Below are 11,691 nucleotides of genomic sequence, written 5' to 3'. Positions count from 1 at the left end.
TCAGCGCCCGGTCGTGTGCTCGGCGGGGTCGGTGCGCAGCGTCCGCTCGCCGATCATCAGCACCTGGGCCTGCATCTGCTGGGCGACGAGCCCGGGATCGACCGCAGCGTCGGTCACCACGGCGAGCCGCGACCCGTCGCCCGCGCCGCGCACGAACAGGAAGCCGCCCTCGAACTCGACGAGCACCTGGCGCAGCCCGTGGCCGGCGCCGAACTCGCGGCCCATGCTCATGCCCAGCGCGACGAGGCCCGCGCACGCCGCCGCGACCTTGTCGGCGGTGTCGGGGTCCGTGTCGTCGGTGCGGACCTTGACCAGGCCGTCCGAGCTCAGCACCACCGCGTGCCGGACGCCCCGCACCCCGGCCACCAGGTCGAGCATCCAGCTGTCGGGATGGGCCTGCGCCCCCGGTGAGGCCGGCGGTGAGCCCTGCGGCGATCCGCCCGTGGTCTGCGTCGTCATCTGTCCTCCGAGTTCCCGTCCGTCGCGACGGACGGCTCCTGGCTGTCGTGGTCGGGCTGGGGCTCCGCGCAGTCGCCGCCCGAGAAGAACGCGCCGATCCAGGCCCCCGCCTCCTCGGCGGTCTGCTGCGGCGCCGGGGGTCGTGGCTCGGGGCGGGCGATACCCGGCGCCGGCACGGCCGGCGTGCCCGCGGTGGTGGCCCCCGGCGCGCGCCTGGACCGGCGCTGCGGGAGCGTCGGGAGCGACGGCGTCGAGGCGGCCTGCTGACCGGGCCGCGGCTCGGCAGGCGCGGCCCGGCCTGGTGCGGGCCGGGCCGGGCCGGTCGCGACGGGGCCGGTGCCCGCTCCGGTGGGCGGCGGGACGACGGACGGGGCGGCGGACACCGGCTCGGCCCGGGGGTCGTCGACGCTCGGGGCGAGCGCACCCGGGGCGGCGGCCGCGGCCGTCGTGAGCTGCCCGGGGACCAGGACGACGGCGCGCAGGCCCCCGTACACCGACTCGACGAGGTCCACCCGCAGCCCGAGGAGCCGCGCGTAGGTGCCCACGACCGCGAGCCCGGTCTGCGGCACCTCCCCGAGGTCGGCGATGCCCACGGGCCGCGCGCCCGAGACGACCTCGCGGACGCGCTCCAGCTCGCTCGGCGCCAGGCCGACGCCGCCGTCGTCGATCTCGATGACGGCGCCGCGCTGCACCTGGCGCACGACGACGAGGACCCGGGTGCTGGGCGGGGAGCACTGCGTCGCGTTGGCGAGCAGCTCCGCGACCACGTGCACCAGCGGCTCCACCGCCCGGCCGACGACGGCGAGGCCAGGGTCGCCCGAGACGTCGACGCGCTGGAACGCGGTGATGCGGCCGGCCGCGGCGTTGACCACGTCGGGCAGCGCCAGCGGCTCGTCCCAGGTCTGGCCGGGGCGGCGCCCGCACAGGGCGACGAGGTTCTGCGCCTGCCGGGCGTGCTGCGCGGCGGCATGGTCGATGCGCATGGACGTCTGCAGCACGTCCGGGTCGGCGGAGTGCCGCTGCACCATGCGCGCCGCCTCCTCCTGGATGCGGTGGGCGGACGCCTGCACCTTGCGGCTCAGCGCCACCACGGCCGTCTCGACCGTCGCGCGCTGGTCGGCCCGGGCCTCCTGCTCGGCGGCGAGGGCCGCCGTCGCCTCCCCGAGGGCCGCCTCCGCCTCGCGCAGGCGGGCCGCGAGCTCGTCGTGCCGGGCGCCGAGGGTGCGGGCGTCCGACGTGGCACGGGCGGCCGCGACGGTCAGCAGCCCTGCCGCGACCAGCACCAGGGCGACCGCGACGAGGGGCGCCCACGTGTCGCCCGACGCGCGGGCGGCGGGCGGCCAGGACACGGCGACGCAGACGACCGCGCCCGCCGCGCAGGCCCAGGCGACGACGCGCGTCGTCGCGCGCGAACTGGCTGTCTTGCTCACCGCACCCCCTGGGAGGCGGGACGCGGGACGCCCGGTCGGTCTCCGACGACCGACCATTCCCGCAAACCCGCTGAAACGTTCGTAGCAGGACAAAAGCCCTGGTCCGGAGTTTCTACCACGCTCTTCACCCGGGTGAAAGACGACCGGCCGCTAGGGTGCCGAGCATGACCGCCGAGCAGCTCGCGTCCGCCGCCGCGCCCGCCACGACCCCCGGGCGCCCGCCCGCCACACCGCTCGACCCGGACCACGACCCGTACCCGTGGCTGGAGGAGGTCGAGGGCGCCGAGGCGCTCGACTGGGTGCGCGAGCGCAACGCGCACGCGCACGCGACCGTCGGCGCGGCCGCGGGCTTCGCGGCGACCGAGGCGGCCGTGCGCGAGGTGCTGGACTCCGACGCCCGCATCCCCGAGGTGTCCCGGATCGGGGAGCACCTGTACAACTTCTGGCGCGACGCCGAGCACGAGCGCGGCCTGTGGCGCCGCACGACGCTCGCGGAGTACCGCACCGACGCGCCCGCGTGGGAGACCGTGCTGGACCTGGACGCGCTGGCCGCCGCCGAGGGGCAGAGCTGGGTGTGGCACGGCGCGACGCTGCTGCGCCCGACCCCCGAGCAGCTCGCGGCCGGCGAGCCGTGGCGGCGCGCGCTCGTCGACCTCTCCCCCGGCGGCTCCGACGCCGACGTGACGCGCGAGTTCGACCTGGTCGCCAAGCGGTTCGTGCCGGCGGCCGAGGGCGGCTTCGAGCGCGACACCGCCCGGGCCGACGGGCGCACGGGCGCCAAGGGCGGCCTGGCGTGGGCCGACGAGGACACGGTCTACGTGTTCACGGACTTCGGCGCGGGCACCACGACGCCGTCGGGCTACCCGCGCACCGTCCGGCTCTGGCGGCGCGGCACGCCGCTGGCGGACGCCGTCGTGGTCTACGAGGGTGCCGACGACGACATGTACATCTCGGCGCGGCGCTCGCGTACGCCGGGCTTCGAGCGCGACCTGGTGAGCCGCTCGATCGCCTTCTACCGGTCGGAGACGTTCCTCGTCGAGGGCGTGGGCACCCCCGGGCAGCGGCTCGTGAAGATCGAGGTGCCCGAGTCCGCCGAGGTCGGGTTCCACCGGGAGTGGCTGCTGGTCGAGCTGCGCGACGACTGGACGCCCGACGGCTCGACCGCGCGCGACGGCGACCAGGAGCGCACCTACGCGGCCGGCTCGCTGCTCGCCGCCCCGGCCGACGACTTCCTCGCCGGGCGGCGCGACCTCACCGTCCTGTTCGCCCCCACCGCCTCGACGTCGCTGGTGGGCGCCGCCTGGACACGGCACCATCTGGTGCTCAACATCCTCGACGACGTGAAGAACCGCCTGCACGTGCTCACCCCGCCCGTGGACGCCACCGCCGGCACCGCCTGGCAGCGTGCGGACCTGCCCGTCGGCGACGACCTCGTCACCGTCGGCGCCCGCGCCGTGGACCCGCTCGACAGCGACGACGTGTGGCTCACGACCACCGGCTACCTCACGCCGTCGACGCTCGCCCTCGCGACGGTCGGCGGGCCGGACGGGGAGGCGGACAGGGAGGACGCGTCCGTCGCACCGGAGGTCCTCAAGACCGCCCCCGCGTTCTTCGACGCCACCGGCATGGTGGTGGACCAGCACTTCGCCACCTCCGACGACGGCACCCGGGTGCCGTACTTCGTCGTCGGGCGCGAGGAGCTGGTGCGGCCGGCGGACCCGACGACGCCGGGCACCGCACCCACGCTGCTGTACGGGTACGGCGGCTTCGAGATCCCGCTGCTGCCCGGCTACTCCGGGACGGTCGGCCGGGCCTGGCTGGCGGACGGCGGGGTGCACGTCGTCGCCAACATCCGCGGCGGCGGGGAGTACGGGCCGGCCTGGCACCAGGCCGCGCTCCGCTCCCGCCGGCACCGGGCCTACGAGGACTTCGCTGCCGTGGCACGCGACCTCGTGGCCCGCGGGATCACGTCGCCACCGCACCTCGGCGCCCAGGGCGGGTCGAACGGCGGGCTGCTGGCGGGCAACATGCTCACGCAGTACCCGGAGCTGTTCGGGGCGGTCGTCATCCAGGTGCCGCTGCTCGACATGAAGCGGTACTCCCACCTGCTCGCCGGCGCGTCGTGGACGGCCGAGTACGGCGACCCGGACTCGGACGACTGGGAGTTCGTCCGGACCTTCTCCCCGTACCACCTGCTCGACGCCGGCCGCGACTACCCGCCGGTGCTGCTCACGACGTCCACGAAGGACGACCGGGTGCACCCCGGCCACGCGCGCAAGATGGCGGCGCTGCTGCTCGCCACCGGCAAGGACGTGACGTCCTACGAGAACGTCGAGGGCGGCCACGGGGGCGCCGCGAACAACGCCCAGGCCGCGCACATGGCGGCGCTGGCCTGGACGTTCCTCCGCGAGCGGCTGGCCTGAGCCTCAGACGTCGGTGAAGCGCGCCGCGTCGGCCGCGCTGCGCTGCACCGCGTCGAGGACCCGCTGCACCTGCAGGCCGTCGTCGAAGGACGGGCTCGGGTCACGGCCGCCGTGCACGGCCTCGCAGAACTCCTGCAGCTCGTGCACGAAGGTGTGGTCGTAGCCGAGCCCGTGCCCGGCGGGCCACCAGTTCTCCAGGCGCGGGTGCTCCGGCTCGGTGGCGAGGATGCGGCGGAAGCCGTTCTCCGCCCCGGGCAGGTCCCGGTCGTAGAGCCACAGCTCGTTCATGGCCTCGAAGTCGAAGGCCACGCTCCCGCGCGAGCCGTTCACCTCCAGCCGCATCGCGTTCTTGCGGCCGGTGGCCATGCGGGTCGCCTCGAACGTCATGAGGGCCCCGCCGTCGCCGCGGCCGACGAACGCCGCGGCGTCGTCGACCGTCACGTCACCGAGCTCCCCGGACCCGCGGGCCGCGAGGCCGCCCGTCGCCGGGGCGGCCTCCACGGGGCGCCGCGTCACGAACGTCTCGGTCGTGCCGCTCACCTGCGTGAGCAGCTGGCCCGTGACGAACTGTGCCGCGTCGACGATGTGCGAGCCGATGTCGCCCAGGGCGCCCGAGCCCGCACGGTCGGCCTGGAGCCGCCAGGTGAGCGGGAAAGACTCGTCCACGATGAAGTCCTGCAGGTAGACGGCGCGGACCTGCCGGACCGTCCCGAGCCGCCCGGCCGCCACGAGCTGCCGGGCGAGGGCGAGCGCGGGCACCTGCCGGTAGTTGAAGGCCACCATGCTGCGCACGCCGCGTGCCGACGCGGCGCGGGCGGCGGCGGCCATGCGCTCGGCCGCCGCCACCGACGAGGCCAGCGGCTTCTCGCAGATCACGTGCTTGCCGGCCTCGAGGGCCGCGACCGCGATCTCCTCGTGGCTGTCGCCGGGCGTGAGGACGTCCACGACGTGGACGTCGTCCCGCTCGAGGACGCGGCGCCAGTCGTCCGTGGCCTCGGACCAGCCGAGCCGGCGTGCCGCCGCCGCGGTCCGGTCGAGGTCGCGCCCCGCCAGGACGCGCATGCGGGCGCGCACGCGGGGGCTGCCGACATGGCTGACCGTGCGCCACGCGTGCGAGTGCACGGCGCCCATGAACGAGTGCCCGACGGCGGCCACCCCCAGCTCGGGAAGGTCGGCGTCGTGGTGCTCCTGGGTCATGCTTCTCCTCTCGTCTCCCGCCTCAGCGGGCGGTCGCGGGCGCGCGCCCGAGCTCGAGCGCCGCGCGGACCGACGTCCACGACTCGAGCCGGGCCCGCACGTCGTCGCGGGTCTCCTGCGCCAGCGCCTGCCGGTAGGCGCGCTCGAGCACGTCGTCGAGCAGGACCCGCGACCCGGTCCTCGCCGACTCGACGGCAGCCTCGACCATGACGAGGCTCAGCACGTTCTCGTGCACCTCGCCCATCGGGACCGGCCCGCCGTCGAGGGCGGCCAGGAAGGTCGCGAGCGACCCGGCGATGCCCTCGCCCGGGTCGGCGGCCGGGTCGGGCGGGTCCACGGGGCCGCCGTCGGGCGCCGGGTCGAGCTCCGGGTCGTGGTCGCCGTCCCACCGGGCCGTGCCCTGCGCGCCGGACAGCCGCCACTCGCCGTTCCACGACGTCTCCCGCCCGGGGCTGCACCAGCTGCCGGTGTAGACGTAGCGCTGCCCGCCGGTCATCTCGAAGACCGCCGTGGCGGCGGCGTCGCCGTCGTACCAGCTCCACGGCGGGTTGAACTCCTCGCAGTACACGGAGACGGGCTCCGCCCCCAGCAGGAACCGCGCGGTGTCGAACGGGTGGATCGCCATGTCGAGCAGCAGCGGGTGCGCCATCTCCTCGCGGAAGCCGCCGAAGCGGGGCGCCTTGAAGAACTCGGTGGTCAGCACCCCCAGGTCGCCGAGCGTGCGTGCCTGCTCGCGGAAGGCGAACAGCCGGCGGTTGTAGCGGCGCGACTGGCTGACCACGAAGAGCTGCCCCGTGACCTCGGCCGCCGCGACGAGCGACAGGGACTCGGCGACGGTCGCGGCCGCGGGCTTCTCCCCCAGCACCGGCAGCCCGGCGACGAGCGCCGCGGTCGTGACCGGGTGGTGCGCGGCCGGGACGGTGACGTCGACGACCGCGCGCGCCCCCGTCTCGCGGGCGAGGGCGACGGCGTCCGTGCCCACGGGCACGCCGGACAGCCCGGCGTCGGCCAGCGCGGCGCGGGCGGCGGACGTGTCGAGGTCGACGACGCCCGCGAGCTCGGCACCGGGGTCGGCCTGGATCGCGGCCAGCCAGGCCCGGCCCATGCCGCCGGCGCCGACGAGGACGACGGGCGTGCTCACAGCCCCGCCTCCGCCGCAGCCGCCTCGGCCTCGGCGCTCAGCGCGCCCTCGTAGCCCCGGCCGCGGTAGAAGTCCTCGGTCTCATAGCGCAGGAGGGTGGGCGTGGTGCGCTCGGGGCGCACGGTGACGGCCCACTCGACGGCGTTCGAGATGACCTGGCGGACGCCGTCGTGGAAGTACGTCGGGTACTCCTGGTCGCCGGGGCGGAAGTAGAAGATCTTGCCGTAGCCGCGGCGGTAGGTGATGCCGGAGCGGAAGACCTCGCCCCCGGAGAACGTGGAGAGGAAGACCGTCTCGTCCGGGGCGGGGACGTCGAAGAACTCCCCGTACATCTCGTCCTCGTCGATGATCATCGGGTGCGGGATCCCGCGCGCGATGGGGTGCGTCGGGTCGACCGTCCAGACCAGCTCCCGGTCGTGCTCGGCACGCCAGCGCAGGGTGCAGGTGGTGCCCATGAGCTTCATGAAGATCTTCGACCAGTGCCCGGAGTGCAGGACGATCAGGCCCATGCCCTCCAGCACGTGCCGGTGCACGCGCTCGACGACCTCGTCGGAGACCTCGCCGTGCGCGGCGTGGCCCCACCAGGTGAGGACGTCGGTGTCGCGCAGGACCTCCTCGGTGAGCCCGTGCTCGGGGTCGTCGAGGGTGGCGGTGCGCACGCGCACCCCCTCGCCGAGGTGGGCCTCGATGCCCTGGGCGACGGCGCCGTGCATGCCGTCGGGGTAGCGGGCGGCGACCTCCGGCTCGAGCTGCTCGTGGCGGTTCTCGCCCCAGACGGTGACGCGGATCGGTGTGGTCATGGTGTGGTTCCCATCTCTCGAGGTGGCGTGGAGGTCACTTGACGGCCCCGCCGGTGGCTCCGGCGGCGACGTACTTCTGGGCGACGACGAGGAGCACGATCGCCGGGATCGAGGCGAGCACGGCGGTCGCCATCACGGAGCTCCAGTCGTTGACGTAGGCGCCGAGGTAGTTGTAGATGCCCAGCGTGACCGGCCGGACGTCCTCGGTCGTGGTGAGGGTCAGGGCGAACAGGAAGTCGCCCCAGGTGAACAGGAACGTGAACAGCGCCGCCGTGATCAGCGCGTTGCGGCTGATCGGCAGCACCACGGAGACGAACGCGCGGACCGGCCCCGCGCCGTCGACCAGGGCGGCCTCCACCAGTGCCGGGGGCAGGCCCTGCATCAGGGCGCGGCAGATGAGGATCGCGAACGGGATGCCCGCGGTGGAGTCCGCGAGGATCAGGCCGGGGATCGAGTTGAGCAGGCCGAGGTCGGCGTAGGCGCCGTACAGCGCGTTCGCGATGACGATGCCGGGGATCATCTGGCTGATGAGGATGCCGAAGAGCACCCAGTTCGCCCAGCGCAGCCGGAACTGGGCCAGCGCGTAGGCGGCGGGGACGGCGACCAGCAGGCTGAGCACGACGCTCCCGACGGCGACGACCAGGCTGGTCACGAGGTTCGGCCCCTGCTCGGCGAGGGCCGTGCGGTACCCGGTCAGGTCGGGGTCCAGCGGCAGCCAGGTGGTGTCGACGGTGGCGCCGTTCGGCTGCAGCGACGCGTTCACCATCCAGTAGATCGGGAACAGGAGCACGGCGAGGACGGCGATGCCGGCCACGGTGTTGAGCCTGGGGCGGGTGACGGTGTTCATGGGACCTCACTCATCCACGGCGCGCCGGTTGAGGCGCAGATAGACGGCCGCGAAGACCAGGGAGACGACGATGAGGACGTTGCTCACCGCGGCGCCCTGACCGAAGTCGAACGTCGTGAACGACAGCTGGTAGGACTGCGTGGCCAGGGTCTGGGTGGCGTTGGCCGGCCCTCCGCCGGTGAGCCCCAGGATGATGTCCAGCACCTTGAGGGTGTAGACGACGCCGAGCACGAGGACCACGGAGACCACCGGACGCAGCATCGGCCAGGTGATGTGCCGGAACGCCCGCCACCGGGTGGCGCCGTCGAGCGCGCCCGCCTCGTAGAGCTCCTCGGGGATGTTCTGCAGGCCCCCGTGCAGGATGACCGTGTTGAACGGGATGCCGATCCACACGTTCACGCCGATCACGGCGACCAGGGCGAGGGACGTGCTGGTGAGCCACGGGACCCCCGTGTCCACGAGGCCGGACCCCACGAGGAAGCGGTTCAGCGCCCCCGCGTCCGTGTCGAGCAGCCACTTCCAGACGGCGCTCGCCACGATCAGCGGGATGAGCCACGGCAGCAGGATCAGCGACCGGAGCACCCCGGACATCGGGAAGCGGCGGCGGAAGAACAGGGCGAGGCCGAGGCCGAGCACGAACTGCCCGGCGATGGAGCCCACGGTGAACAGCGCGGTGTTGAGCAGGGCCGTGCGGAACAGCGGGCTGCCCAGGACCTCGCGGTAGTTGTCGAGGCCCACCCAGGGCGCCTCGCCCGTGAAGAACGTCGAGATCGTGTACTGCTGGAAGCCCATCACGACGTTCTGGACGACCGGGTAGCCGTAGAACAGCAGCAGGTACACGACGGCCGGCCCGAGGAACAGGGCGGTGACGAGGCGGCGGTGGCGGTGGCGGGCGGCGCCGGGCCGGCGCGGGCGGGCCGGCGCGACGGTGCGCGAGGGTGCGGTGGCGGTGGCGGTGGTGCTCATACGTACTCCTGGGCTTCCGCGAGCGCGGCCGGGGCGTCGGCCTGGCCCGACAGGGCGAGCTGGAGGGCCGTGTACAGGGCGGTGGCCGTCGTCGGCCACTCGGCCCCGAGGTGGGCCGTGCGGGCGCGGGCGCCGGCGATGAGGTCGGCGAACGTCGCCATCTCCGGGCGCAGCTCCAGGTACGCGTCGGCGAGGGCGGGCTTGCCGGGGACGGTGAAGCGCTGCTCCCCCATCGACAGCTGGGAGTCGTCCGCCAGGAACTCGGTGAGGACCGCGGCGGCGAGCCCCTCCTTGGTGGCGTCCCCCGTGGCCGGGACGGTCCACACCTCCCCGCCCAGCGGGGCGACGGGGTCCTGCGACCCCGGGTCGCGCAGCGGGAGCGTCACGACGTCGTACTCGAGCCCGTCGACGCCCGACAGCTCCGGGATCTGCCACGGGCCGTTGACCATCATCGCGGCGCGGCCGGCCACGAACTGGTCCTTGACGTCCGCCTGGCTCCAGTTCAGCACCGAGGTCGAGGCGTGACCGTCGCCGACCAGGCCCGCGAGCAGGTCGAGGGCGGCGGCGCCCTGCGGCGCGGCGATGTCGCGCTCGTCCCCGCCGTTGGACCAGAAGAAGGGCAGGTACTGCCAGGTCCCCTCGTACGTGGCGTTGCCGCAGAACGCGATGCCGTAGCGGCCTGCGCCCGTCAGCTCCGCCGCCGCCCGGCGCAGCTCCTCCCAGGTGGTCGGGGGCGCGACGCCGGCCTCGTCGAGGGCCCGCACGTCGTAGAACAGCGCGACGGTGTTGACGGTCGGCGCCAGGCCGTAGACCCGGCCGTCGTAGGTGCCGGCCGCGGTGACGCCCTCGGTGTACCCGTCGGTGGGGATGCCGAGCTCGTCGAACGGCCGCAGGGCGGTCGTCTCCGCGATCTGCTGCAGGTTCGGGTTGTCGAGCATGAGGATGTCCGGGAGCGTCCCGGACGACCCCTGCTGCAGCACCCGCTGGATCAGGGAGCTGCCGGAGACGGAGACCCGCTCGAGCTTCACCCCCACCTTCGCGGCCGCCCGGTCGAGCGCCGCGCCGATGATGCCGTTGTCGGGAGCGTTCGTGTAGGAGTCCAGGACGCGGAGCGTGCCGGGCGGCGCCGCACCGGTCCCCCCGACGCAGCCCGCGAGCAGCGCCGCCAGCGGCGCGAGCAGACCGGCGGTCGTCACCGCGCGGCGCGACACGGGCCGCTCGTCCCAGAGGGCGCCCCGGGCGGTCATGGGCGGCCTCGCATCGTCGATGCGCATCGATGGTGCTGGTGCATGCGTTCCACCTTCGTCGTCGTCGGTTCAGGTGCGTGTGTCAGGCATCAGGGCGCGCCGGTGGCGGGTCGAGGGCGGGTCGAGGGCATCGGGTCAAGGGCGTCGCGTCGAGCCGCGGCGGACGAGCTCGGCCGGCACGGTCTCGGCCGCCGCCCTCCCGGGCACGGCGTCGCCGTCGATCAGGGCGAAGAGCCGGGCCGTCACCCGCCGCGAGACCTCGCGCGGGCGGGTGGCCGTGGCCGTGAGGTCGTGCGCCTGCGCCTCGGTGTCGCTGGCGAGCGCGACCACGTCGACGTCCCGGCCCGGCCGCAGCCCGTGCTCGGACAGGGACCGCAGGACCTCGGGGAACGCCCTGACGAGCAGCAGGCCGTGCGGCTCCGGCCGCGGGGCGCAGACCTGCTCGAGGGTCGTGCGCAGGCCCGGCGCGTCCGCGGGCAGGTGCCACCGCAGCTCCACCCCGCGGTCCTCGGCGGCGCTCGTGGCGCCGCGCGTGAAGCGGGGGACGTAGTTGTAGCCGTCGGCCACGACGTCCGGGTCCCAGCCGACGACGTCGACCGCGCGGTGGCCGAGGTCCGCGAGCTCCTCGACGAGGAGCCGGCCCGCCCCCGCGAAGTCGAAGTCGAGGCAGTCGACCCCGTCGCCGTCCTCCGGGATGCCGACCACGACGACCGGAGCCCGGACCTCGCGGGCGATCGTGACGCGCTCGTCCGTGGTCCCGACCTCCATGACCACCACCGCGTCGCACAGCGACCGGCCCACGACCCGGCGCAGCCCGGCCGGGCCCTCGTCGGCGGTCACGAGGAGGACGTCGTAGTCGCGCTCGCGCGCCGCCAGGGTGATCTCCTCGACGAACGTCATGAGGCGCTGGGCGCTGGAGGTCGGGCGCAGCGGCATGACGATCGCGATGGTGGACGTGCGGTGCCCGGCCAGCGCCCGCGCACCGGCGTGCGGCTCGTAGGTGAGGCGCGCGATGGCCTCCTCGACACGCCGCCGCGTCGTGGAGGAGATCGGCCGCTTGCCGCTCATCACGTAGGAGACGGTGCTCTGCGACACGCCCGCCTCGCGGGCCACGTCGGCACTCGTCGGCACCTTCGCCACGTCGGTCACGTCCCCGCTGCTCTCGTCATCGATGCGCATCG

The 11,691-nt window shown here is 74.6% G+C and carries 10 protein-coding genes; 1 reads left to right on the top strand and 9 read right to left on the bottom strand.

Annotated elements, in window-relative coordinates; all coding sequences use genetic code 11:
• Both IEW03_RS12250 and IEW03_RS12245 read right to left on the bottom strand, forming a co-directional pair.
• Positions 1-459, bottom strand: a complete 459-nt coding sequence (locus IEW03_RS12250; RefSeq protein ID WP_229737950.1) for a roadblock/LC7 domain-containing protein — start codon at positions 457-459, stop codon at positions 1-3.
• Positions 456-1,889: an ATP-binding protein gene (locus IEW03_RS12245; RefSeq protein WP_188523956.1), complete on the bottom strand. Its 1,434-nt coding sequence runs from the start codon at positions 1,887-1,889 to the stop codon at positions 456-458. Before IEW03_RS12245 ends, IEW03_RS12250 begins: the two co-directional genes overlap by 4 nt.
• Positions 1,890-2,053: 164 nt before the next feature.
• On the opposite strand from IEW03_RS12245, the gene IEW03_RS12240 reads away from it, so the two are divergent.
• On the top strand, positions 2,054-4,312 hold the full coding sequence (locus IEW03_RS12240) for a prolyl oligopeptidase family serine peptidase (RefSeq protein ID WP_188523955.1): 2,259 nt from the start codon (positions 2,054-2,056) through the stop codon (positions 4,310-4,312).
• Between the two features lie 3 nt (positions 4,313-4,315).
• On the opposite strand, the gene IEW03_RS12235 is transcribed toward IEW03_RS12240, so the two are convergent.
• From IEW03_RS12235 to IEW03_RS12205, 7 genes are all read right to left on the bottom strand, one after another.
• On the bottom strand, positions 4,316-5,509 hold the full coding sequence (locus tag IEW03_RS12235) for a Gfo/Idh/MocA family protein (RefSeq protein ID WP_188523954.1): 1,194 nt from the start codon (positions 5,507-5,509) through the stop codon (positions 4,316-4,318).
• Positions 5,510-5,531: 22 nt separating this feature from the next.
• Positions 5,532-6,614, bottom strand: a complete 1,083-nt coding sequence (locus tag IEW03_RS12230) for a Gfo/Idh/MocA family protein (RefSeq protein WP_188523998.1) — start codon at positions 6,612-6,614, stop codon at positions 5,532-5,534.
• Between the two features lie 32 nt (positions 6,615-6,646).
• Positions 6,647-7,450: a ThuA domain-containing protein gene (locus tag IEW03_RS12225; protein WP_188523953.1), complete on the bottom strand. Its 804-nt coding sequence runs from the start codon at positions 7,448-7,450 to the stop codon at positions 6,647-6,649.
• A 34-nt stretch (positions 7,451-7,484) separates the two neighbouring features.
• Positions 7,485-8,297 carry a carbohydrate ABC transporter permease gene (locus IEW03_RS12220; protein ID WP_188523952.1) on the bottom strand — a complete coding sequence of 271 codons (813 nt, stop codon included), beginning with the start codon at positions 8,295-8,297 and terminating at the stop codon, positions 7,485-7,487.
• A 6-nt stretch (positions 8,298-8,303) separates the two neighbouring features.
• Positions 8,304-9,263 carry a carbohydrate ABC transporter permease gene (locus IEW03_RS12215; RefSeq protein WP_188523951.1) on the bottom strand — a complete coding sequence of 320 codons (960 nt, stop codon included), beginning with the start codon at positions 9,261-9,263 and terminating at the stop codon, positions 8,304-8,306.
• A complete protein-coding gene (locus IEW03_RS12210; RefSeq protein WP_188523950.1) occupies positions 9,260-10,510 on the bottom strand; it encodes a sugar ABC transporter substrate-binding protein in 1,251 nt (416 codons plus the stop codon). The genes IEW03_RS12215 and IEW03_RS12210 overlap by 4 nt, the downstream gene beginning before the upstream one ends.
• Before the next feature lie 135 nt (positions 10,511-10,645).
• The gene (locus IEW03_RS12205; RefSeq protein WP_188523949.1) at positions 10,646-11,689 is read right to left on the bottom strand and encodes a LacI family DNA-binding transcriptional regulator; all 1,044 of its coding nucleotides are present in this window, start codon (positions 11,687-11,689) and stop codon (positions 10,646-10,648) included.
• Positions 11,690-11,691: the final 2 nt, after the last annotated feature.

Source organism: Isoptericola cucumis (assembly GCF_014635665.1).
In the GTDB taxonomy this organism is placed as follows: domain Bacteria; phylum Actinomycetota; class Actinomycetes; order Actinomycetales; family Cellulomonadaceae; genus Isoptericola; species Isoptericola cucumis.
Note: the sequence above shows the minus strand (reverse complement) of the source record. Positions and strands in the feature narration are given on the sequence as shown.

Coding starts and splice junctions, on each gene's coding strand:
- IEW03_RS12250 (WP_229737950.1), bottom strand. CDS start 459: ATGACGACGCAGACCACGGGCGGATCGCCGCAGGGCTCACCGCCGGCC.
- IEW03_RS12240 (WP_188523955.1), top strand. CDS start 2,054: ATGACCGCCGAGCAGCTCGCGTCCGCCGCCGCGCCCGCCACGACCCCC.
- IEW03_RS12235 (WP_188523954.1), bottom strand. CDS start 5,509: ATGACCCAGGAGCACCACGACGCCGACCTTCCCGAGCTGGGGGTGGCC.
- IEW03_RS12230 (WP_188523998.1), bottom strand. CDS start 6,614: ATGGGCCGGGCCTGGCTGGCCGCGATCCAGGCCGACCCCGGTGCCGAG.
- IEW03_RS12225 (WP_188523953.1), bottom strand. CDS start 7,450: ATGACCACACCGATCCGCGTCACCGTCTGGGGCGAGAACCGCCACGAG.
- IEW03_RS12220 (WP_188523952.1), bottom strand. CDS start 8,297: ATGAACACCGTCACCCGCCCCAGGCTCAACACCGTGGCCGGCATCGCC.
- IEW03_RS12215 (WP_188523951.1), bottom strand. CDS start 9,263: ATGAGCACCACCGCCACCGCCACCGCACCCTCGCGCACCGTCGCGCCG.
- IEW03_RS12210 (WP_188523950.1), bottom strand. CDS start 10,510: ATGACCGCCCGGGGCGCCCTCTGGGACGAGCGGCCCGTGTCGCGCCGC.
- IEW03_RS12205 (WP_188523949.1), bottom strand. CDS start 11,689: ATGCGCATCGATGACGAGAGCAGCGGGGACGTGACCGACGTGGCGAAG.